This window comes from Sporosarcina sp. JAI121 (assembly GCF_013408665.1).
Lineage (GTDB): Bacteria > Bacillota > Bacilli > Bacillales_A > Planococcaceae > Sporosarcina.
On the sequence record NZ_JACCCL010000001.1, the window covers coordinates 2,225,276 to 2,249,200 of the forward strand.

At 42.0% G+C, this 23,925-nt stretch carries 21 protein-coding genes; 5 read left to right on the forward strand and 16 right to left on the reverse strand.

Going from position 1 to position 23,925, the window contains the following annotated elements; translation table 11 throughout:
* Position 1: 1 nt before the first annotated feature.
* Positions 2 to 628: an ATP phosphoribosyltransferase gene (gene hisG, locus HDC33_RS10455; RefSeq protein WP_179392375.1), complete on the reverse strand. Its 627-nt coding sequence runs from the start codon at positions 626 to 628 to the stop codon at positions 2 to 4.
* Positions 625 to 1,863, reverse strand: coding sequence for an ATP phosphoribosyltransferase regulatory subunit (gene hisZ / locus HDC33_RS10460; RefSeq protein ID WP_179392376.1), 1,239 nt, complete (start codon positions 1,861 to 1,863; stop codon positions 625 to 627). The genes hisG and hisZ overlap by 4 nt, the downstream gene beginning before the upstream one ends.
* 95 nt (positions 1,864 to 1,958) lie before the next feature.
* Here hisZ and HDC33_RS10465 point away from each other — a divergent pair, with 95 nt between their 5' ends.
* Positions 1,959 to 2,756 carry a histidinol-phosphatase HisJ family protein gene (locus HDC33_RS10465; protein ID WP_179392377.1) on the forward strand — a complete coding sequence of 266 codons (798 nt, stop codon included), beginning with the start codon at positions 1,959 to 1,961 and terminating at the stop codon, positions 2,754 to 2,756.
* A 172-nt stretch (positions 2,757 to 2,928) separates the two neighbouring features.
* Here the strand turns inward: HDC33_RS10465 and HDC33_RS10470 are convergent, their stop codons facing one another.
* The 8 genes from HDC33_RS10470 to gdhA all read right to left on the reverse strand — a co-directional run bounded on the left by HDC33_RS10470 (position 2,929) and on the right by gdhA (position 13,258).
* On the reverse strand, positions 2,929 to 4,614 hold the full coding sequence (locus HDC33_RS10470) for an S-layer homology domain-containing protein (protein ID WP_179392378.1): 1,686 nt from the start codon (positions 4,612 to 4,614) through the stop codon (positions 2,929 to 2,931).
* Positions 4,615 to 4,951: 337 nt separating this feature from the next.
* Positions 4,952 to 5,533, reverse strand: coding sequence for a YdcF family protein (locus HDC33_RS10475; RefSeq protein ID WP_255457334.1), 582 nt, complete (start codon positions 5,531 to 5,533; stop codon positions 4,952 to 4,954).
* Between the two features lie 9 nt (positions 5,534 to 5,542).
* Positions 5,543 to 6,217, reverse strand: coding sequence for an ABC transporter ATP-binding protein (locus HDC33_RS10480; protein WP_179392379.1), 675 nt, complete (start codon positions 6,215 to 6,217; stop codon positions 5,543 to 5,545).
* Positions 6,210 to 7,343, reverse strand: a complete 1,134-nt coding sequence (locus tag HDC33_RS10485; RefSeq protein ID WP_179392380.1) for an ABC transporter permease — start codon at positions 7,341 to 7,343, stop codon at positions 6,210 to 6,212. The genes HDC33_RS10480 and HDC33_RS10485 overlap by 8 nt, the downstream gene beginning before the upstream one ends.
* Positions 7,343 to 8,578, reverse strand: coding sequence for an ABC transporter permease (locus HDC33_RS10490; RefSeq protein ID WP_179392381.1), 1,236 nt, complete (start codon positions 8,576 to 8,578; stop codon positions 7,343 to 7,345). The genes HDC33_RS10485 and HDC33_RS10490 overlap by 1 nt, the downstream gene beginning before the upstream one ends.
* A 3-nt stretch (positions 8,579 to 8,581) precedes the next feature.
* Positions 8,582 to 10,156: a DUF6583 family protein gene (locus HDC33_RS10495; protein ID WP_179392382.1), complete on the reverse strand. Its 1,575-nt coding sequence runs from the start codon at positions 10,154 to 10,156 to the stop codon at positions 8,582 to 8,584.
* A gap of 337 nt (positions 10,157 to 10,493) precedes the next feature.
* Positions 10,494 to 11,708, reverse strand: a complete 1,215-nt coding sequence (locus HDC33_RS10500; RefSeq protein WP_179392383.1) for an argininosuccinate synthase — start codon at positions 11,706 to 11,708, stop codon at positions 10,494 to 10,496.
* Positions 11,709 to 11,875: 167 nt separating this feature from the next.
* Positions 11,876 to 13,258 (reverse strand): NADP-specific glutamate dehydrogenase, encoded by a 1,383-nt coding sequence (gene gdhA / locus HDC33_RS10505; RefSeq protein WP_179392384.1) that lies wholly within the window; start codon positions 13,256 to 13,258, stop codon positions 11,876 to 11,878.
* A gap of 321 nt (positions 13,259 to 13,579) precedes the next feature.
* On the opposite strand from gdhA, the gene HDC33_RS10510 reads away from it, so the two are divergent.
* Positions 13,580 to 13,720, forward strand: coding sequence for a hypothetical protein (locus HDC33_RS10510; protein ID WP_179392385.1), 141 nt, complete (start codon positions 13,580 to 13,582; stop codon positions 13,718 to 13,720).
* Positions 13,721 to 13,886: 166 nt separating this feature from the next.
* On the opposite strand, the gene HDC33_RS10515 is transcribed toward HDC33_RS10510, so the two are convergent.
* Positions 13,887 to 15,170, reverse strand: a complete 1,284-nt coding sequence (locus tag HDC33_RS10515; RefSeq protein WP_179392386.1) for a glycoside hydrolase family 18 protein — start codon at positions 15,168 to 15,170, stop codon at positions 13,887 to 13,889.
* Positions 15,171 to 15,337: 167 nt separating this feature from the next.
* Between HDC33_RS10515 and HDC33_RS10520 the strand changes: the two genes are divergently transcribed.
* Positions 15,338 to 15,988, forward strand: a complete 651-nt coding sequence (locus HDC33_RS10520; protein WP_255457335.1) for a spore coat protein — start codon at positions 15,338 to 15,340, stop codon at positions 15,986 to 15,988.
* 330 nt (positions 15,989 to 16,318) lie between these two features.
* Here HDC33_RS10520 and HDC33_RS10525 read toward each other — a convergent pair whose 3' ends face one another.
* On the reverse strand, positions 16,319 to 17,227 hold the full coding sequence (locus tag HDC33_RS10525; RefSeq protein ID WP_179392387.1) for an RluA family pseudouridine synthase: 909 nt from the start codon (positions 17,225 to 17,227) through the stop codon (positions 16,319 to 16,321).
* Positions 17,228 to 17,341: 114 nt separating this feature from the next.
* Here HDC33_RS10525 and HDC33_RS10530 point away from each other — a divergent pair, with 114 nt between their 5' ends.
* A complete protein-coding gene (locus HDC33_RS10530; protein WP_179392388.1) occupies positions 17,342 to 18,001 on the forward strand; it encodes an HAD family hydrolase in 660 nt (219 codons plus the stop codon).
* 195 nt (positions 18,002 to 18,196) lie between these two features.
* Positions 18,197 to 19,390 carry an NAD(P)-dependent malic enzyme gene (locus HDC33_RS10535; RefSeq protein ID WP_179392389.1) on the forward strand — a complete coding sequence of 398 codons (1,194 nt, stop codon included), beginning with the start codon at positions 18,197 to 18,199 and terminating at the stop codon, positions 19,388 to 19,390.
* A gap of 50 nt (positions 19,391 to 19,440) precedes the next feature.
* Here the strand turns inward: HDC33_RS10535 and HDC33_RS10540 are convergent, their stop codons facing one another.
* From HDC33_RS10540 to HDC33_RS10555, 4 genes are all read right to left on the reverse strand, one after another.
* The gene (locus HDC33_RS10540; RefSeq protein ID WP_179392390.1) at positions 19,441 to 20,151 is read right to left on the reverse strand and encodes a YetF domain-containing protein; all 711 of its coding nucleotides are present in this window, start codon (positions 20,149 to 20,151) and stop codon (positions 19,441 to 19,443) included.
* A 143-nt stretch (positions 20,152 to 20,294) separates the two neighbouring features.
* Positions 20,295 to 22,202, reverse strand: coding sequence for a PTS fructose transporter subunit IIABC (locus HDC33_RS10545; protein ID WP_179392391.1), 1,908 nt, complete (start codon positions 22,200 to 22,202; stop codon positions 20,295 to 20,297).
* A complete protein-coding gene (gene pfkB / locus HDC33_RS10550) occupies positions 22,202 to 23,131 on the reverse strand; it encodes a 1-phosphofructokinase (protein WP_179392392.1) in 930 nt (309 codons plus the stop codon). Before pfkB ends, HDC33_RS10545 begins: the two co-directional genes overlap by 1 nt.
* Positions 23,128 to 23,880 (reverse strand): DeoR/GlpR family DNA-binding transcription regulator, encoded by a 753-nt coding sequence (locus HDC33_RS10555; RefSeq protein ID WP_179392393.1) that lies wholly within the window; start codon positions 23,878 to 23,880, stop codon positions 23,128 to 23,130. The genes pfkB and HDC33_RS10555 overlap by 4 nt, the downstream gene beginning before the upstream one ends.
* Positions 23,881 to 23,925: the final 45 nt, after the last annotated feature.

Here is a 23,925-nt window from a genome sequence, read left to right on the forward strand (position 1 = left end):
ATCACTCCAATACTGCTTTTAAGTCCGATATGAATTGCTGGATCTGATTTGTCCTCGTCGCATAACTTGCTTTATTAACTATCAATCGTGCACTGACGTCGGCAATTTCCTCTAAGACGACCAACCCATTTTCTTTCAATGTCTTCCCGGATTCCACAATGTCGACGATGACATCGGACATGCCGATAAGTGGAGCCAACTCGATGGAACCATTCAATTTGATCGTTTCGATACGAATACCTTTGCTGTCAAAATAGGCTTTCGTTACACCCGGATATTTTGAAGCCACCGTCAATAATGTACTGCTCGGAAATTGTTTATCAGGAAAACCGGCCACAGCAAGCTGGCATTTTCCGATGCCAAGATCCAATAGTTCATAGACATCGACCGGATCTTCCATAATCGTATCCTTGCCGACAATGCCGATATCGGCTGCCCCTTTTTCAACGTAAGTCGGCACATCGACCGCTTTCACAAATATAAGTTTAACCTTATTTTCGTCATCATATATTACTAGCTTTCTGCTTTTATCATGAAAGTCGGAAAAACGGATACCCGCTTTTTCAAAAAACGTTAACGCTTTGTCTGCTGTTCTCCCCTTCGCCATCGCGATAGTCAGATGTGTCATTTCGGTTCAAGCCCCCCAACAAGTAACTCGAGTAATTCTTTTAAATTCGAAAACTGGACGTTTTTCCCTTTATAGAGAAATGAATTGCTTTCTTTTTCCAAACAAATCGAGTAAACGCTTTGCCGTAAATCTGCATGTTCTTTTCGTTCAGAAAATGATAGAACACTATAATTCCGTTCTCGTAATTCATTTGCAATTGAAATGGCCTGTTCTAAACGGCTATCAGCATAAGTGATTTTGATATCAATCGGCAAACGGGAAGTGACTTCCCTACTTTCAGTCGCTTTCACCAACGATTCAATTTCACAGGCAAAACCGATTGCGGGTAACGCTGTGCCGAACTCGGCTCCTAACCCGTCATAGCGGCCGCCCATTAAAACCGGTTTGCCGAACTTCTCTACATATCCTTGAAAAATCACGCCTGAATAGTAGCCCATGTGGTTGATCAGTCCTAAATCCATGACGATATACTGTTCCAATCCGTACAATTTCAATATACTGAAGATATCCATCAAGTAATCGAGCGTATCCTGTATTTTTTCAGTCAAGGCAATGCCTTTTGTCCGTTCAATTACATCTGCAGGGTTGCCATATAAGAATGGTATCCGTTCGATTACCTCTCTCACTTCATCCTTAATTTCTAAACTCTTAAGGAACGGTCCTATCTCCACTACATTTTTCGCTTGAATCAATGATTTCAATTGGTCGATTTGTAGTGGCGTAAGTGGAAGGCCGCGGACAAGTTCATTGAAAAATCCTGCATGCCCCAACTCAATTTTGATGTCGTTGAAACCTAGATCTTTCATCAAATGACAACCAAGTGCAATTACTTCTGCATCCGCCTCGGCGGAACTTTCACAGAAGTATTCAATGCCCGCCTGTGTCCGCTCAATGCTATCATTTCGATCAATGGGCTGACGAAACACTTCCTGTACGTAAAAGTATCGAAGTTCGCTTGATAGATCCGGGAAGTTTTGGGCCAATTCCCGTGTGATTGGAATCGTGACATCGGGCCGCAAGACTAACACTTGCCCGGTATGATCGATCACTTTTATCATTTCATTCTGATTGATTGAACTCTTCACTTTTGAGTAGAGGTCATACTGCTCGAATGCTGATGTTTTGATACGTTTATAGCCGTATGTTGTAAAACGTTTATTGATGGTTTTAATGATTCTTTCAAACTTTTCATTATCACTTAACATCCGTTCAGGATAAACTTCGTTTAAGACCATTTCCAACACCCCTCACTTTACTGCTTTACTAGACTAAAGTTATTTAGTACTATAAAGGTATACCAACGAAATGTCAATAGGAGGATTGATTATTAATGTTCGATTATCACATGCACAGTTCATTCTCAGCAGATTGCCCAGTTTCTATGGAAGATATGATTGATGGAGCGATTCAAAAAGGCTTGACCGAAATTTGTTTTACTGAACATATCGATTATGAATACCCGGATGATACAATCTTTTTTGATTTTGATAAAAAGGAATACGCAAGTAAATTGATGGAGATGCAGAAAGTATATAAAGGACGTATTCATATTAAAAAAGGCGTTGAAATCGGTGTACAACCTCATATCCTACATAAATACGAAGAACTGATGGACAAGGAAACATTCGACTTCGTCATCTGCTCTATGCATACGGTCGAGAAAAAAGGATTGCACTACGGAGAATTTTTTGAGGATAAAACATTGGAAGAAGCATACGGAATTTATTATGGAGAGTTGTTGTACTGCATAAAAAATTATAAACGATATAATATTCTCGGTCACGCCGACCTGGTCAAAAGGTATACAAAAAAGAATTGCGTTAATCCTTTTCATGATGAATTGAGAGAGATTTTCAACGTCCTCATTCCTGAAGGCAAAGGTATTGAATTGAATACGTCCGGGGTCCGCTACGGCATGTCGGGCGGAATGCCAAGTGACGATATTTTAAAACTTTATAAACAATGCGGCGGTGAAATCATCACACTCGGTTCAGATGCACATAAACCGGAGGATATCGCATTCCAGTTCAGTGAATCACTGCAATTATTGGAGTCGATTGGATTCAATTATATCACTACATTTGATAAACAAGAACCGAAGTTCCATGCCATCAGCAGTCTCATATGAATAAAACGTGCATATACCCCTTCTCTAAAAGGGATATATGCACGTTTTTTATTAACCTAATGTATGTTGAAGTGCAGATTGCCTTCAAATACGCTTCGGGAATGCCTTCCGCCATAAGCCAGACAGCCTGTGCTACGTTCAAAAAACGTCATCAATAACTCAACTTATCTATTTACTTCGCCTGCTTCAATAAGGACGTGAAGTTAACAACTATTTTTGCAGCTTGTGCACGTGTCGTAGAATTGCTTGGCATGAATTTCCCTTCATAGCCGGTTGTAACGTTTAGTTCGTGGAGCATGGAGATAGCATTTATCGTTTCCTCATCATAGTTACCGATGTCAGAATAAGGTGCTTTGCTGAATGCTGTGTATGGCTTACCGGATACGTTCCGATAAGCACGTTCTATCATCAAAGCCAGCTGTGCACGCGTCACTGCCTCAGTGGGCTTGAAATTACCTCTGTCACCTTTAACAATTCCATATTTGTAAGCAGCATTGATTTCCGCTTTTGTTTGATCTGCATAGTTGTTAATATCGCCAAATGGAGCCGTTTCGTCCGTTTTCAAATCCAGAGCACGAACGATTATTGCCGCCGCTTGCACCCGCGTCAGTTTCTGATTCGGTTTGAATGTACCGTCCGTATAGCCGCCGATGATTCCGGCTGCCGCCGCCTGTTCAATGTAGTTTTTCAAACCGTTATCCGCAATATCCTTGAATTGTGAATGAACAGAAACCGCCGTCGTTACTTTTACACTTGGAGTATGGATACTTTTGTTTCCAGCTTCATCGACCGCTACGATTGAAAAGTCATACACTGCATTTCCAGCAAGTTTTTCAATTTTGTAAGAGAAAACGTCACCCTTTACGGTAACTATTTTTTCTTTCCCACTATAGAGCTCATAGCTAGTCACTGCTACATTATCGACAGCGGGCTTCCAATTCAGGATAACCGAATCCGTTTCCACCAACCCGGCTGCAAGGCTGTTAGCTGGAATCCATGGGCTGGTCGTTAGCATGTTCAGCCAAAATTGCTCAGCCACTTTTTGATAACCAGCTTCACTCAAGTGGATATTTTCCGGGTTCGGTAGGTAAGCCAAATGGTCAACTGCAATCGTGTCGCTCGTTGGAACGAAGTGAGCCGCCGACCCTATGAGTCCCATCTGAATTCCTTTATTCAAAGAATCCAACAGTTGGTTCAGCAATGGTTGCATCTCTTCAGTCATATACGGGAACGGATTGTAGTAACCCATCACATACACTTCGGCCTTCGGGTTGATTTGAGCAATCTGAGTCATAATCGTTTTATAATTGATTGCTACTTGCTGTATTGCCGTAGCCATCAATTGAGGATCGACAGTGGCAGTACCCGTCGCAGTTTTTTTTTGGACAAGTGGTAATACATCGTTCGCCCCCGCACTGATCGTGATGATTTCAGCTTCGGCAATCGACTGTTGAAGCGCTACCGCAACCTCTTCATAGCCAATTCCATATACATCCTTTTTTACGTCCATCCGGATATCTTTCACGATGTCGCCTGTTGTATATTTGGGAAACGAGAAACCTTTGTTGAAAGATTTTAGAGCCCCTATGGAATGAAATGACTCAGCAAGAAAATCCGTATATCCTTTTCCAAGGGCATTTTCCGGGGTCACGCCGGCTGCCAAAGAATCACCCAACGCTAAATAATCAATTGGTGCTAGCCAAGAAGGTGACTCTGTATCAACCGGATTAATTTCCTCCGCCGAAAAATGTAACGGTACTGCAATCATTTGAAGCATGAGTGCGACTGCGAAAAGCAATCTGAACTTCAGCATCTTGTTAATCATTTTTCCCCCGCTTTCAATTTCGATAGTTCTCATCCCTTCTTTCTACCTGCTATTTCTCCGTCAGCTCCACAACTACGCACGAATTAGTCCTTCACTACCATTAATTCGCCGTCCAATAAAAGTATTCCTTTACCATTACTTTTTGCGCCCTGTGTAATAATTATACAAGTAAATACCTATGTAGCTGCCTGATATAAGAGACCGCTCTACCCCCCCTTATAAGGCGCCTACGCTGTATTCATTTGTTCAACAAATTTAATAGTCATTTAGTCACCTCATATAAAGTAGTATACTCAATCATACATTTTGTATAGCCTCACGTTGAAATATAAAACGCGCATCCGCCAATGGGTCACTGGCTGATGCGCGTTTATTTCCCCACAATATACGTTTTCAGAAGAGCGATGCGTTCGCGGCTGATCAACTTTGCTGCTACCACCTTAGGCGTTCTAGCCGCCACCGCATCGGTTTGCAGATTGAGATTCGAAGCAAGTTTCCGTGCTCTTGCCAGATGATAATCACTTGTAATGATCGTTACAGACTCCACTTCATCAGGCAGTAATGCTTTCGAGAATAGTATGTTTTCATATGTCGAAGTGGAGGCAGTTTCAAGTAGAAGTCGTTCTTCGGCAATGCCGTTCCTAGTTAAAAACTGTCTCATCGCTTCTGCTTCGCTCATTGGTTCATCGGGACCTTGCCCGCCGGACAGTATCATTTTCACGTGGGGATTGTCATGTGCATATCTCAACGTAGCGTCTAACCGATACTGCAATGACAGCGACGGCGCATCCCTTTTCACTTTGGCTCCGAGCACGATTGCATAGTCATTCGTTCCATCCGCGACCAGTTCTACTCCTTCATCCATCCATGTTCCTGTCAGTTGCCACAAGTAAATGCCCGACATGGCGATTACGAAAACACATACTATAGCTACCTTCCTCCACCTCTTCAATACAATCACTCATTTCAACTGCTCTACGGCAATTTCATTCTTTGTCAATAAATCCATATAAAAAGGATCTTTCCCAATTGAATAAACACGGTCACAAAGCGTTGTAATTTCGTCCATATCATGGGATGTATACATAATCATCTTCCCATCACTTTTCGCCAAGTTATGCAAATACGAACCGATTTCTATTTTTGATTTTAGATCGATGCCGACTGTAGGTTCATCTAGCAGCAGCAAAACCGGATCATTGAGAAGGCTGATAGCCAAATTCAATTTCCTTTTCATACCACCAGACAACGACCGGACCTCCTCTTTCCACTGGGTCAATTGCATATCCACACACAATTGTCGGCATTCTTCTTTTGTATGCTTTTTCCATGAAAGCTTTTCAAAAAACTGCATATTCTCCTCAACGGTGAATTCTTCCCATACCGCTATGTCTTGTGGAACATAACCGATTAACCGCCTGATTGTCTTGAAACCGTCCGTATATGAAAATCCTTCCAGCTCAATCTCTCCCAGCGTCGGCTGCATAACTGTCGCCAATAGTTCAAGCAGTGTTGATTTGCCCGCCCCGTTTTCCCCTACAAGGCCTACAATTTCCCCTGGTTTCATTTGTAAGGTGACATTTTCAAATACGGTCTTCTCTTTATACTTTTTCTGAAGTCCTGTCACTTCAAGCATTTTTCTCTCCCCCTTTAAAAAACCAGACGCCGAGCAAAACAACCAATGCGCAGAGCCACAGTATTGGTATCGTCCCGTTCAGTAATGATTGAACAGGACTGAGCGCTTCAACCCATACCCACTTCCGTGCTAGCCCATCCAGAGGTATGATTGCCCCGCCAACCACGGCCAAAAGCAGTGCAATCGCAAGGCCGCTTGTATAGTACATAAACAATTGCCTATAGAGACTTGCTAGTAAAAATGCAAGGAGATTTATCGTCAACCGGAATACGAAAAGTACAAACAGAACACGAATTGTAAATGCTTCCTGGAATAACGATGTAAAAATGATTGCCGTAATGATATCCATGGCATAAATGATTGCTGTAAGTAGCAGTAAAGAACCTAATGCATATTTTTTAAAGGATATTTCGGTGAATAACCAACGTTGACGCATTGATGGTCGATTTTCCTTCAGCATCCAGTCGAACAGGAAAAATGTCGTGATAATGGCGAAAATTGTCCAAACACCCCACGCCTTTACTAACGGAATCGATTGTTCATTCGCCCTATTTTGTTTATCGTAATAGGAAAAACTGGATTGCAGCAGTGCTTCACTTTTTTGCCTGTCTCGACTGCTATCAATGATTTCATCATAATGCCATTCTTCTTCCATGCCATATTCCATGAATAAATGTTTGATGACGAAAGCGGCTTTTGAACGTGCTGCGTCTTGTTGGGCAAATGAAGCAATCGTTTCGACAACTGCTTGATTAGCAAATGATCGATTGGAAGAAAAGGCCACGATAAGCTGATTTCGACGATTCGATAATATGTTATCTTCATAACCCTTACGTATAACGAACACACTATCCAGTTCATGCTGCTCTAGTTTATGCAATGCATCATCCAGATTCATGAATTGGATATGGAAAAGTTCAGTAGCTGCGATATCCTCTACTAATCGTCCGGCCATCTCTGTTTCATCTTCCACTACAAGCGCTACCGGAACTTTTGTCTCTTCCTGCCATGATTCTATACTTTGCATAATTACCACTGTCATAATAAGCGGGAGGAGCATCCAGCTTAAGAGGCTTTTCCATTCCTTCTTCGAACGCATCAACCGAGTGGAAACGATATTCCTCATCAAGTCCACCTCTCTTTTCCGATTAACGATAGCCAAAGTAGAACCAATCCGATAGCAGCAACTAGTATTAGCATGTTAAAATTTGCATAGTTTCTTCCTTCAAGCACAATTTCAATCATCCAATTGAAGCTTTCGTAGGAAAAGATATACGGCAATGCCCCTTGGATTGCTCGCGGAAAATATAATGTGGGGATAACCGCGCCGCTTATGAAAATGATTGAGAATGTAAACAGACTCTGCAACATAAGCACAATTTTACGGGATACAACCAAACTGTCGATAAGTGCTATGCAAGTTAAGAAAACTAACGCATAAAGGCTTGTAAAAAAACCTAAGCGGAAGTAATCAACCGCATACAACACAAAACCTGTAAACTTATCGGCCATGAAAAAGGTCACTGCCCCTAGGATTAGGCAAAACCATAAGGAAACGAGTATGCGTGCGAAAATTCGTTGCCACATCGTCACACCAAATATCTTCATCCGTATTCGCATAGAATCATGCTCTTCCTTTGCCAACACTGTATAGATGGCAAGAAGCCAGACAGACAGCGCAATAAACCAGGCCGATAATATGTAGTAATGGAACGGTGAAGACGTCGCGACGTTTGTAATAACTTCTTCGTCAAGCAACTTATCTTTCCCAAGCGTGTATAATGTGAAGTCCATAAACTGCTGGAACATCATTTCTTTCCGCTTATCCTTTGACATAACTGTTTCCTTCGCATAGTCATTGATCGTCAGTATAGAAGCTTGTGCCGCCGCAATATAGCGCGTCATGCTTTCAACCAGTTCTTTCACGAGAAAACTATCTGTTGGACGCGATGGATTCCCGACAATCGGAATTGTCACAGTCTCCCCTTCATACAGATCAGCTGTAAACCCTTTCGGAAATAAAAAGTAGGTGCTGATTTCATTTTGCTCCATCAATTTTTCCGCATTGTCTTTCGTTATCGAGACAATTTGGATGAATTGATTGTCCGCGACCGTTTCTTCCAACAACCCACTGAATAAAAGAGTCTCTTTCGTCTTGTCTTCATCAACTAGCGCCACCCGAATTGGCGAGCCTTCTTCAGGTAGCAATAACCCCACCGCCAGTCCTAGCAGTAAGCCAATCAAAACAAGCGGAAATAGAAAAAGAAGAAGAAGCGTTCCCCACTTCTTCTTCAATTGCTTATTGTATTGCTGCATAAAAAATACTATTCTTTTAATGGATAGCACAATAGTCACTTCCATTCTTTAAAACGCTCCGATTTCACCTTGCAGCTCTTCCATGAATCCGGATATCCATTCTTGGAACTTCGGTGTTATTTCGTTTTCAATGAACGCTTCAATTTCACTCATAGTCATTTTTCCGATATTCACAGTGTCGTCCTTCTCTGCCGGCATCTCCACTTTTTTCACAACTTTTCCTTGTTGTTTAAGCAGTAAGCTAATCATATTCTCGCCGATTGAGTCTTCAGAGAACATAAACTCATGATTTGCCTTCATTGAATCACTTTCGTGCGTTGCGCTACCTTTCCAAACGAGTTCAGGTTCCATCTCTCCGTCTGTAAAGCCAAATGAACGTGTAAATGATCGTTTTTTATCTTTCAGTTCTTCTTTTCCTTTGTAGATGACTTTCATGTCATCCATTATTAGTGTAATGGAATCATCCGCTTTTTTATCTTTCCACGTCAAATCCCCTTTGATTTGCACTACATTCTCATCACCAAAGCGATCTGTTACGCCGACTTTATAATCCCATTTCTGAGCTGTTTTTTCTAACAATTGTGTACCGCCAATTGTTAATGTAGTCGTTTCTTCTTTGTTTTCTCCAATACTGATTGTGAATTCGCGTTTCACAATACTATTTGAATGATGCCAAATTGTAGACCGAATACCGTTTGGAATCGTTAACTTGTCGACGCCTTTAATCGCTTCGTCAAGACCGTCTTCAAAATCGCTGATGATTGTTTCAATATCATTGTTTGAAGCCTCGCCCGCAATCGATGAGAGTGTTAGTTGCTCTTTCAGTATCGATTTAAGCTTTTCATCCGTTTTAGCTTTTTCCAATAAATCCTTCAGCAATGCCTTTACTTCTTTTTCAGTAAGAGTCATTTCCAATTTTTTCGTTTTCAACTTATTATCAAATACAGTGATTTCTTCTTTTTCACTTGTAAATGCATCTTCCGGAATCTCTTGCGCCAAGTACTTGATATATTCCTTTTCTATATATGTACGGGATTCCTCCGTCATAGAAAAGCCCTCTTCGAATAGCTGGGAAAGCCCAAGGTTTTCATTTCCTTTATAATCCGGATCGATTTCTCTCATCAGCTTGCCGAAATCTTTATCATCGAAGCGGATCAGTTCATCCATAAACGGAAGGGATGCAACTAGTTTCTCTGTTGTAGCAAAGTATGAACCGAAGTCCACTTTCATGCTGCCCAGTACTCCGTCAAATTGCACTTCCATCTCTTTCTTCACCGGATCATTGACTTGTTTCATGGAAAGCTTAGCACTGTTCAGAATGCTTTGAACTTCCTGCATTTCATAGTCTACAGTCGGGTCATTCCATTCAGCTGACAAGTCATAGTTCGTTTCCACAGGTTTATCTTGTTGGGTTTCAATCCACTTGAGTTCATTCTTATAACGATCGTCAAAGATTTCCCACACTTGTTTAACTGTTCCTGATTCTGCTAAAAAGTATTGCACTTTGGGTGATTTATTCACTAATAAAAATGCTGATACACTTCCGCCTAAGATCACCAACGCAGTTACGACCGCGACGATTAACAACCTGGGCGATTTTTTCTTTACTGCTTTTTCTTCCAATTTATTCTCCCCCTTATAATGACACATGAAAAAGAAATAGTTGCTATGTAGGTTGAAATGAAGAATTCCATAGAAACAGCTTCGGCTACCCCTGTTTAGGCGCCTTCGCTCAGTTTAATAGATATTCATCTGTTCAACTTACATAACTGTTTTAATTTTCCTTTATTCACATTTTTTCATACTATCATAAGCTATGTAGTTACTCAAAAAAAGATTGGAAAACTTCCCCTTTCATTAACAAATGATAGTTTATGACTAGCACTCTAGTCATGCCAATGGAATCATAAAAACCGGGGAGTATTCTACTAACTACAGTAGGAGGCTCCCCGGTTCGAGATCAATTATTTTTTACTGATTGTTTTTTGTTTACCATGCTATGAACTTCTGTCGGCAAGCCCCATAGTTTGATAAACCCAATTGCTGCGGACTGGTCAAACGAATCGTCGGATGTATAAGTCGCCAGGTTCATGTCGTACAGTGAATTCGCTGACTTTCTGCCCTCAACGATTGCATGGCCTTTGAATAACTTTACTCGCACTGTTCCGTTGACATACTGCTGTGTTTCTTTGATGAAGGCTTCTAGTGCATTTTTGAGTGGCGAGAACCAAAGACCGTTATAGATTAATTCGCTCAACTTTTGTGAAATGATCGGTTTAAAATGAGCCAGCTCTTTAACTAGTGTTAGATCTTCCAATTCTTTATGAGCTTTCAATAAGATGATTGCACCCGGGCACTCGTACACTTCACGTGATTTGATGCCAACCAGACGGTTTTCCACATGGTCGATTCTTCCGACACCATGTTTCCCGCCTATATCATTCAGTTTCAAAATCAGCTCACTGAGTGGATATTTCTGACCATCAATACTGACGGGAACGCCTTTCTCAAAATCAATTTCAATGATATCCGGGGTATCAGGTGCATTTTCAATCGAAACCGTTAGTTCGAATGCATCTTCAGGCGGCGCCGCCCACGGATCTTCCAGGATTCCACATTCATTAGCACGTCCCCATAGGTTTTGGTCAACGGAATACGGGCTATCAAGATCGATTGGAATCGGGATGTTTTTCTCCTTCGCGTAAGCAATCTCTTCTTCACGCGACCAACTCCATTCACGGACAGGAGCAAGGACTTCCAATGTAGGATCCAATGCTTTAATGGCCACTTCAAAACGTACCTGGTCATTCCCTTTACCCGTACAGCCGTGTGCGACTGCCATGGCATTTTCTTTGTGTGCCACTTCAACGAGCTTTTTCGAAATGAGCGGGCGTGATAGTGCAGAAACGAGCGGGTATTTGTTTTCATAATAGGTCTGCGCTTGAAGAGACAACAACGCATACTCTTGTGCAAATTCTTCTTTCGCATCAATCACATAACTGTTCACTGCGCCGACTTGCAACGCTTTCGCCTGGATGAAGTCCAAGTCTTTTCCTTCTCCGACATCAAGACAAACCGCTACTACTCCGTACCCTTGTTCTGTTAGCCACTGTACCGCCACAGAAGTATCGAGTCCACCCGAATAAGCTAAAACCACTTTTTTCTTACTCATCATATATATCCCCTTTCATGCATCTTACTGTATAATTATGCGTAACTTAGTATTTTTATAATACCATATTTGCAAATTAACACAATAGTTTTTACCCAAATAAATTATCAAAAAGAAAAAGAGTACACAATTGCTATCTTGTGTACTCTTTTTATGGGACTGTCATAAGATTAACTAAGACCATGGGCTACCATTGCATCCGCTACTTTTAAAAATCCTGCGATATTCGCCCCTACCACCAGGTTGCCGGCATGTCCGTATGTCTCTGCGGCATCCAAGCAACTTGTGTAAATATTTTTCATAACGTCTTTCAGTCTCTTGTCAACCTCTTCTACTGTCCAAGAAAGACGCATGCTATTTTGGGACATTTCCATCGCTGATACAGCAACACCACCTGCATTCGCAGCTTTTGCGGGAGCGAATAAAACGCCGTGTTCATGGAATACTGACATCGCTTCGAGCGTACAAGGCATATTCGCACCTTCTCCGATTGCTTTTACGCCATTTGCGATAAGTATTCGTGCAGCAATCTCATCAATCTCATTTTGCGTCGCACATGGTAGCGCGATATCACATGGAACAGACCAGATTGCTGAACAATCGTCATGATACGTAGCTTCCGGATGTTCTTTAACATATTCCGAAATACGTTTGTTTTCCACTTCTTTCAAACGCTTCACTGTATCAAGATCAATTCCATTTTTATCATAAATGTAACCGCTTGAATCACTGCAAGCCAGGACAGTTGCACCTAGCTGAATCGCTTTTTCCATTGCATAAGTGGACACATTGCCCGATCCCGAAACAGTGATCTTTTTCCCTTTAAAATTCATTGCTTTTTCTTTTAGCATCTCTTCTACAAAGTAGACGGTGCCATAACCTGTCGCTTCTTTCCGTCCAAGACTACCACCATGTTTCGGATCTTTCCCGGTGAATACACCTGCTTCATAGCCGCCTTTCAAGCGATTATACTGGCCGAACATATAACCAATTTCTCTTTTTCCAACACCGATATCGCCAGCTGGCACGTCAGTATCTGGACCGATATACTTACTTAACTCCGTGATGAAACTTTGGGTGAAACGCATGATTTCACGATCTGATTTACCTTTCGGATCAAAGTCGGAACCGCCTTTCCCTGCCCCGATCGGTTGACCCGTCAATGCATTTTTAAATATCTGTTCAAATGCAAGGAATTTCATGATACTGCTGTTTACGGAAGGATGGAATCGGATACCTCCTTTATACGGCCCAAGATCGCTATTGAACTGAACTCGGAAACCACGGTTTACATGGACTTTTCCTTTATCGTCTTCCCAGGCGACGCGAAAAATAATAATCCGCTCCGGTTCTGTGATACGCTCTAAAATACCATTCGCGATATAGTCGGGATGCTTGGAAAAGACAGGGCGAAGCGAATCGAAAATCTCTCTAGTCGCCTGTAAAAATTCCTTTTCGTCCGGATTTCTCTTTTTGATCAATTCATAGACTTCATGAACATAATCGTTCGCTCTTTTTTTATTGTCTGCATGAGTTTCATTCAACTTCGTCATGGGTCACTCATCCCTTTCTTATATAGGTTAAGGCGGGTATAGCTGAACCCACACTTTGTTAAACAATTGATATTTCAGAATCATTTGCTCATTTTTAAGTATTATCTCCGAAACTATGAGTATATACAACAATTTTTTCTGCTGAATAAGTAATTATACATCATTATGTCTTTTTTATGTATGGAAAATAAAATTATTTACATCTTTCAGAAGAGGGTGTATTATTTAACTATTCAGTAACTATTGATCAGCATCTACTGACAAGTACGATTTTCAATCGTTACTAGAAAATGACAACCAGGAGAAAGAGGGAGAATGTTTATGACAATCAAAAAAGGAATACGTGCGTTTCTAGGTGCGAACATTATGTTAATCATGACTTTCGCTTTCTTGCCTGCTTTAATTTTCAACCCGGATGTAGAACTGCTGACAACGTTCAGTAAATACCTGAACAAAGACTGATCCTCTCAAAAAAACTGTTAAATTCCAGACACGGATAAAATGAACCGCAAGTGCCAAGGCACCGCGGTTCATTTTTTCGGCTAAAGGAAATTATAAAACCTCGTTCTGTAAATAACTTTCAAAATAGGAATCACACTCCGAATTCGAACGCCCTGCACTGTTGGTTCTAAATTTTACGTATAGTGAAATTGTCTTGTAATAACAACCAATTTTGTGGGAAAGCCAAGCCGAGCTTCCAATACATAATTCCACGTAAATTAAACTGTTTGATCAAGTCAAACTTCGCCTGTATGCTGCGTGCATCTTCAAACCATACTTCATGAGGTACTCCTGTATCATCTGTATAGTTGAAATGTGGTGCTTGCGCTACATAATCATATTGAATGTCGACCTCTTGCTGGACTGCAATCGCCAGCGCCTGTTGCGGACTAACCGCTCTGGCAGCAGATCCACCTTGGCTAGGAAAAGGTGATGACCAGTCATAGCCGTATAGATTTTGACCTAAAAATATTTTTTCACGCGGGATTTGAGTCACAGCATACTCAACGACATTCCGGACAGGGCCGATCGGGCTAACCGCTTGCGGATCGCTGTACGTATATCCCCATTCATATGTCATCAGGGATACGAAATCCGCGATTTCCCCGTGGGTACGATAGTCATGGGCGCCGTAAATCCCTGTCCGGACGTCACTTGTCATGGGCGCAAGCGCAGTGGAAATTGTGAACCCGGCTTGATGGATGCGATCTCTCGCTTTCCGAAGGAAGCTATTGTACAGTTCGCGATCCTCCGAATGTAATATTTCAAAGTCAAAATGGATGTCCTTATATCCGACATCATTGGCAACTTGGATGAGGTTTCCGAACAGGCGGTTTTGGGCCGCTTCATCTGTAAATAGTGCATGTGCAAGATCCGCATTAAAAGCAAACTCTTCCAAATTTGTTACGACTAGTGCATTCGCTGCACCGGCTGATTGGGCTATATTCGGAATATCATCTATCGAGGGTGCCTTTAATGAACCGTCACGCTGTGCTTCATAACTGAACATAGCGAGATACGTAAGTGAATCGGCTCGATTTCTTACTTCGTCAATCATCGCTTGAGTGACTGGAGTCCGCGGTTCAACATAAAGTAATGATTCAGCCAGCTTTTTCGGTTTTGGCGGAATATATAGACGCTGACCGATTTGAAGTGTTTGAGTTGTTGATAGCCTGTTGATTGTTGCTAGCTCATTGACTGTCATACCATACAATCCGGCAATGACATACAGTGATTGACCCGGCTGAACCCAGTGGAAGCTGCCGGTTGTCGGAATGACTAAGGCTTGACCAACAACGAGCCGTGATGGATCCGGCAATTCATTAGCTTGTGCAATATCCGTGTAATTAATGCCGTAAGCCCGCGCAATACCATACAAACTTTGCCCTTTTTGAACCACATGAATTTGCATACGCTTCATCTACCTTTCGTTGACATAAAATGTCCTCTACTTAAGACTATTTTTGTCGGAAGGAAATTATGCATAGTTTATTTTCAAACGTTGGCTTCCGCGAATATTCTTCATGAAATCATCCATACTACTCTCGATGAAAAACAATTGAAGGAGGAGTTATTGAATTGACACAAAACCCATTCGGTCAATCGCACAATCAAACTAACCAAAATATGCATACGGGTGCTGTACCGCCGCAGATGAATCACGGCGGTCATGAATTGTTCGATGTCCATGAAGCTTTATCCGGTACTGTCGCCGCTTTGAATCAAGCGATGCTTCTGCGACCGCATGTGCAGGATCCCGAGTTACTGGATATTTTGGATCGCCAATACCGTTTCACTTTGGATGAATATAACATTACAGTTGAAGCTTTTAAAACGGGGCAAGATCCATCCCATCCGACAGGCAGCTATAAAATGAAACAAGGAAATGACTTCGTATATGGATTGAAGCCATCCCAACCAAAAAAGCCGATGCAGTCCGTTTCGGAAATAACGGACGAAATCATTTCCGGCTTTTTACTTGGTTCCGCCAAAGCCGGGGCATCGATGAAAACAATGGCTGCAACAGAAACGTGTAATCCCGTCGTTCGCCGCGTTCTTGCCGATTCCGTTCCGAATTGTATTGAAATGGCTTATGAATTGTCGATTTATCAAAATAAGCATCATTATTATCAAGTACCGCAACTTGCCCAGCAAGACATGCAACAACTATTGAATTCATTTGCTTCCTCAACAGGTCAACCGGGAATGCCGAATAATACGCTCCAGTAATAAAATCAGGTGCCCAATTCAACTGGGCACCTGATTTTTTAGTTCTTAACACCCAATTAGTTTAATGCATGCATTACTGTAGATGTCGTTCGTTATAGTGATTAAATCTTCCCCGAATTTTCTTGATGCGATAGCAAGTTCGAGTCTAGTCCCCGTAATAACCATGTGGATCCCAAGCAGATTCACGATTTTGTGTAAACAGTAAGTAATATTGAACCTACAAGTTCGACTTTCGTACCTGTTACTAGTTTTGAAACCGAATCATTTAAATAGATTGTTTTATAATCCGAATGAAGGGCTGTTGGCTAAGCAGCCGGAATTCCTCTCAAGTTATTTTGATTTCGAAATAAGCGCTGAAGGAACATCTGCTTTGAAACGGACAAGTTCCCCATTTCCAGGATGCAATAATGCTAACGCAGTAGCATGGAGTCCAATCCGCTTGATTGGGTTAACAGTTGAACCATATTTTTTATCGCCGACAATTGGATGTCCAAGGTCTTCCATATGAACGCGTATTTGATTTTTGCGCCCTGTCTCCAATTGAATTTCAAGTAAAGTGAAGTTATTATTCGACTGCAGTTTTTTATAGTGGGTAACTGCATGCTGGCCGCCGTTATCGGTCGGATTTGAGTACACTTTGAATGTTTTACTTTCTTTTAACCACGATGAAATCGTACCCTCATTTTTCCTAACGACACCTTCAACGAGTGCAGTATACGTACGTTCTTTCACCACTTCGTTCCATGCTGCCTGTAATGCATTCTTCACGATTTCACTTTTAGCGAATAACATCACACCCGATGTGTCTCTGTCAAGACGGTGGACAATATAAACACGATTTCGTGGATTGCTCTCTTTTACATAGTCCATCAGCTGTCTGTAAGCTGTCATGTCTTCTGGATTTTTCGAAGCGACCGATAACAGACCTGCTTCTTTATTGATAACGATAATATCGTCATCTTCATGCAAAATAGTTACGCCGACAAGCGTCTCCTCTTTCATTGCAGCCCGGTTTTTAAGGATTTCTACGGACTGTCCGGGCTTTAGGAGATGGTTATGTTGTGTAACCATCTTCCCATCAACTGTCACTTGCCCGCGTGTCAATATGGATTTCACTGAGTTACGGCTGCTTTTGGACATCTTCTCTAATAAAAAGGGTAATAATTCACTTGGTTCTTTGACCGGATATATTGCCGTATCGCCTTTTCTGTTAGCTGAATTCGTATGATTTTTTTTCATTGTAGTAAACTCCTCACTCTCATCTCTTATTATCCTCAAATTGCCTCGACAATACAAACGCTGTATGATTAAACGAAGGAATTAATTAAAAAAAGTAAGTAAAAGGGGATTTTTATGCGAGTTGCCATCTTCGATTTTGACGGAACGCTATATTCGGAAGAGACTTTTCAACTTCTAATGAGCCATTTACGATACCACCCTATCCACAAATCTAAATACAAACGTTTTTATCGAGCTATCCTCCCGCCATTCATCGGACATAAACTCAAGCTTGTTCCAGAAGCTAAAATGAAGGAACGTTCCATGCAAATCTACTTGAACGCACTTGGAATTTCATCCATGGATGAAATGGACAGCTATTTTGGAGAATTAACGGAGAAGGTAAGGGAAGGTTTTAACCTTGAACTCATTTCGCGATTGAAACAGCACACCGATGAAAACGTTCATATTATGCTTGTTTCCGGGGCGTACACCTCTCTCTTGCAATCGGTCACAAAAGCGTTGCATTTCGACACCATCATTGGAACGGAGATCCCTATGAATGGAGACAGTATTGATTATAGGACGCCTATTTATCATATCCAAGGCCAGCGAAAAAATGATAAAATCAAAGAGGTGCTGGATGGTAAAGAAATTGACTGGCAAAACAGCTTTGCGTATGGAGACAGTCTGTCCGACTTATCTGTATTGGAACTTGTCGGCAATCCCGTTGCTGTCCGACCTGAACCAAAATTACAGGTTATTGCAAAAGAAAGGGAGTGGGAAATTATATAATTCGTTACTAATAGTAAATCACGTCTTTTTTCAAAAAAAGTTTTAGCAAACATAAATACTGTCATGAAAGCAATGTAAGCGCTCCATTTTCTAAATATTCAAATTTAACCAATTCTTTGCGCTTGTATTTTCTTATGGTTCATGGTAATAATTTATATCAACAGAAAAAATACTGTGTGGAATGGGGTATGTTAAATGACGAGTCGTTATCGGTCTTCCTTGGAAATGCATCGGTATCATAAGGGGAAAATGGAAACTGTATCAAAGGTTCCACTTGAAAATAGTGCGGATCTCAGCCTGGCTTATTCTCCGGGTGTAGCAGAACCATGTTTAGAAATTGCAAAAAACCCCTCTGCAGTATATGACTATACGATCAAAGGGAATTTAGTGGCAGTGATTACCGATGGAAGTGCTGTACTAGGTTTAGGCGATATAGGACCGGAAGCGGCACTTCCTGTCATGGAAGGAAAAGCGTTGCTGTTAAAAAGGTACGCTGGCATTGACTCATTTCCAATCTGTATAGGAACCCAAGATGTGGATACAATCGTTCAAACGATAAAAGCCATCAGCCCAACATTCGGCGGCATCAATTTAGAGGATATTTCTGCTCCACGCTGTTTTGAAATCGAACAAAGACTGCGTGAAGAATGCGATATACCAGTGTTCCATGATGATCAACATGGCACTGCTATCGTTGTAGGGGCAGGTTTGATAAACGCCTTGAAGGTCGTCAAAAAAAATATGGCTACCATTAAAATTGCTGTAAATGGAGCCGGGGCCGCCGGAATCGCAATCGTTAAACATCTGCGAAATATCGGATTTGAAGAAATTGTCATCTGTGACTCGAAAGGAATCATTTATGAAGGACGTCCAAATGGCATGAATCCGACTAAAGATGAAATTGCCCGAATTACAAATCCACGCGGCATGGCAGGATCCTTATTGACTGCGCTGACGGGTGCAGATGTATTCATTGGTGTTTCTGCAGCTAATATCTTAACGAAAGAGCATATTGAACATATGAACAGTGACCCGATTATTTTTGCGTTAGCAAACCCCAATCCAGAAATCTCACCCCCATTGGCAAAGGAATTCGGAGTGCGTATCATTGCAACCGGAAGATCTGATTTTGCGAATCAGGTAAATAATGTCCTTGCATTTCCAGGGATTTTCCGCGGGGCGTTGGATGTTCGTGCTACTGAAATAAATGAAAGTATGAAACTGGCCGCTACTTTTGCCATCGCTTCCGTCATTGACGATTTCGATTTACGTGATGATTATATCGTCCCGGATCCTTTTGACGAACGAGTAGTAATAGCAGTGACAGAGGCAGTAAGTAAGGCAGCAATTGAATCGGGCGTGTCAGCCCTTAAGCTGCCCGTCCGATAAAGAAAAAACGTCGTAAAATCGGGTCTATCCCATTTTACGACGTTTTTCATTCAATTTGTCCCTTCAGATTTCAAATCGATATGAAGACTACCATCTGTTTGGACTTCGGCAAAAAATACATTTTCGACTTTTCCAACGCCCTGCTTTTTCAATTGTTCGTACAACCACTCTTCCGTCAGGTTAAGTTCCGTTAAATTCTTTTTTGTAACTCTTCCCTCTGCAATTACCTCTGTCGGAATATATTTTGGTACAGGCGCAGATACGTTCATATCTTTTTTCGTAGCCGTTTCTTGTCCTGCTTTTTTCAAGACACTTAATTGACCGTTTGTTTCAAGTATCGCATAATGAACATCTTTAATTGAAAAAATGCTTTGTTCACGGAGCATCATACTCAAATCATTAAGATGGAGACGCATCTTTTTCAAGGATTGTTCAACTATTTTCCCTTCATATACTATAATTGTCGGCTGATCATCGAGAATAATTCGCGCCTTTTTAGATTTAAATGCAATGTAGCTCATCAGTATTGTCAATACTGTCCACCAAACCATCGCAATAATCCCATCCAAAAATGGTGTTCTCGTTTCTCCTGCAATATCTGCCGCGATAGAGCCGATTGTAATACCAGTTACATAATGGAAAAAAGTAAGCTGAGAAATTTGTTTTTTTCCCATAAATCGCGCGAGAATGAGCAGGGCAATAAATGCAAACGTAGTCCTCATTATCATTTCCCAAAAATCAACTTCTAAAAACTCATCCAAAACCACACCTCCGCTTTATCAGGAAGTGTTCCACTATTATGCATTGCCTATACATCTTGGTGATTTGATGTTTATTTTTTATAGAAAGAAAGGCCCTTCCAATAGCCATGCGTGAATGGCTATCTGGAGGGACCTCTCAATTTTTAAATCGCCTGCATTTTGTTTTTCTTCAAAATCCCCGCTAGTAAACCTGTAACCACTGCACCGGCGATAATTGCTACTGCATACAACAACACTTTACCAATGCCGCCTTCAACAAGTCCCATAACGAAGACGCCGCCATGTGGTGCACGTAAACCGATGTCAAATAACATCGTTAGCCCGCCGGTCAATGCAGCCCCGACTACGGATGCCGGAATGACACGTGCCGGATCCGCCGCCGCAAACGGGATGACACCTTCCGTTATAAAACAAGCTCCTAGTACGTAAGCCGTTTTCCCCGCTTCGCGCTCTTGTTTCGTAAAACGTTTCTTGAACAGAGTCGTTGCAATTGCCATGCCGAGTGGCGGTACCATTCCGGCTGCCATGACCGTCGCGATGAACCCGAAGTTTTGTGCATCGAGCATCGCAATGCCAAAAGTGTACGCTGCTTTATTAACAGGTCCACCCATGTCAATAGCCATCATTGCGCCTAACAAAATACCGACCAGCACTTGGTTTGTTCCACCAAGGCCTTCCAAAAAGGCCGACATACCCGTATACAATGTAGTCAAAGGAGGATTGATCATCATCATGACGAGTCCAGTGATTGCAATACTGAACACAGGATAGAACAACACCGGTTTTAATCCTTCAAGTGCAGCTGGCAAGGCTGCAAACATTTTCTTGACGAGCACCGTTACATACCCTGCCAGGAAACCGGCAATGATACCACCGAGGAATCCCGATCCACCGCTGACACCGTCTACACCTGTAACCGTAATCGCGATGAGTCCGCCTACCATACCCGGCGCGAATCCTGGTCGTTCCGCAATACTCGACGCGATGAATCCTGCCAATACTGGAACCATTAGGAAGAATGCATTCCCCCCGCCGATTATATTTAACATCGCTGCAAACGCATTATAATCTGCACTAGTCGGATCGCTCGAATTAATACCCCAGAAGAATGATAATGCGATCAATATTCCACCGCCGACAACGAACGGCAGCATGTTGGAAACACCATTCATTAAATGTTTATAAATACCACTTTTGGTTTCTGAGTTGTCCGTATCATCTTTCGACTTATCATATTTAAAAATTGGAGCATCCTTCAAAATTGCACGATTCAGCAATTGTTCCGTTTCATATATCGCCTTGCCGACCTTCGTCTGGATAACGGGTTTACCGTTAAAACGTGCCATTTCAACTTTTGTATCTGCTGCAACGATAATAGCATCCGCTTCCTCGATATCGGCATCCGTCAATCGGTTTTTCACGCCGGACGAACCGTTTGTTTCCACCTTGAGCGAAATACCCATTTCTTTCGCCTTCTCATTCAATTTTTGCGCCGCCATGTATGTATGCGCAATTCCGGTCGGACATGCAGTGACGGCGAGTATTTTCGAGGTAGAACCTTTTGTTGGTTCTTCAACCACTTCCGGGCCATCCAATTCGGTTTCCTTGTCATTCACCGCTTGTAAAATTTCTGATTTTGACGTAGCCCCTAACACTTTCTCCCTGAAATTTGAATCCATTAAAAACGTTGCAAGTCTTGAAAGTGCCTCCAGATGGTCGTTGTTTGCTCCTTCGCTAGCCGCGATCATGAAAAACAAATGAGCCGGCTGGCCGTCCAACGAAGCATAGTCGATACCTTGTAAAGAACGTCCGAATGCGATTCCTGGTATTTTCACTGCAGCCGATTTCGCATGCGGGATGGCAATTCCATCACCGATTCCCGTTGTGCTTTGTTCTTCGCGGGCCAAAATATCTCTTGTAAATGCTTCTTTATCAGTCAGGTTGCCAGCACGCTCGAACTGATCGATCAGTTCCGTCAATACACTCTGTTTAGAAGTTGCTTTTACGTCCAAAATAATTGTAGCCTCAGTCAACAATTGTGTGATTTTCATCATTTCACATCCTTTTCATTTAATGACCTGATTACCACTTGGTCCAGCAAAGCTAACACATCTTCTCTTTGACATAAATCCATCCGAAAAGCGGTTGCACTCCCGCTGGCGACACCCGTCCGAAAGGCCTTGACCGCATCCCCGTCTTTCGTAAAAGATGCTAGGAACCCGGATACGAGTGAATCGCCGGCGCCTACTGTATTCACAACTTTCCCTTTTGGCGCTTCTGCAAAAATAGCAATCTCTTTCGTCACAAGTAACGCCCCTTCTCCGCCCATCGAGACGATTACATGGCCGACGCCCTTTTCAACAAGCTTTTTGGCGTAATGAAGCGCTTCCCGTTTGTTCGTTATTACCGTATCGAACAATTCACCAAGCTCCTGTTCATTCGGTTTAATTAGAAACGGTTTCATGTCAATCAATTCTTTTAACGCTGGACCAGATGTATCAAGAACGAAACGAATACCATTGTCAGTGCAAGTTTTTGCGATAGCCTTGAAATAATTTTGTGGAATTGACTCTGGCAGACTACCAGCAAGAACGAACCAATCGCCCTTCTTCATCCTCTTCACTTTTAACAACAATTGTTGTTGCTGTTCCAGGCTTATATCAGGACCCGGTCCATTCAACTCCGTTTCCTCAACGGCTTTGATCTTCACATTGATGCGCGTAATTTCATCCGTCTGTATAAAATCTGTTTGAACTCCTTCTTGATGCAGAAAATGTTGAATATAGTTGCCGGTAAACCCGCCCGCAAAGCCTAAAGCGATATTGTCTACTTCTAACCGTCGCAAAACGCGGGATACGTTGATTCCCTTTCCTCCCGGGTAGTAATACACCTTTTCAGATCGATTCAGTTTTCCACTGCCGAAATCCGGCAAATACGTAGTATAGTCAAGCGATGGCGTAATTGTACATGTATAAATCATCGCGCCACCACCTCTACTGTCGTCTTTTTTTTCAGTGACTCAATAGCTTCTTGTTGAAAATCATTCACAATTAGCACTGCGTCTTCCAAAGCTGTAATGGAAGAAAAACTTACTTTATTGTATTTCGAGTGATCTGCCACTACATATGTTGTTCGTGCAAGTGAAGAGGCAAGCCTTTTTACAGCCGCCTCTTCCGGATCAGGCGTCGTGTAACCGTATTCCAAGTGAAATCCGTTGACCCCTAGAAAACATTTATCAAAGCGATAGTCATGTAAGGATTGAATCGTTTGCGGACCGACTAGCGCACGTGTTTTAGATTTTACATATCCACCCACCAAATACGCCGTTATCCCGTGTTCAATCAAGGAGTCGACATGTGTCAGACCATTCGTAACAACGATTACTTGTTTATTTTGGAGATAAGGAATCATTTGAACTGTGGTCGTACCAGCATCAAGGAAGATGCAATCCCCTTCCTGTACAAACGATGCGGCGTATTTGGCAAGTCCAATTTTTTCTTGAAGGTTTTTGGTTGATTTGTCCAAGATACTAGGTTCTTGCGAAATTCGCCCGTTAACTGTTGCGCCTCCATGGATTCGTTCCAGCTTATTGAGGGTTTCAAGCTCATTCAAATCCCTCCGTATCGTTGACTCAGAGGCCGCAGTCAGTTCTATCAATTCATTTATATTTACTGTCTGCTTCTCTGCCAATAAATTTAAAATCATTTCATGACGTTCGTTCGTCAACATTTGAACACCACCTTATTTCTTCTATTAAATTCATTTTACTTGAAA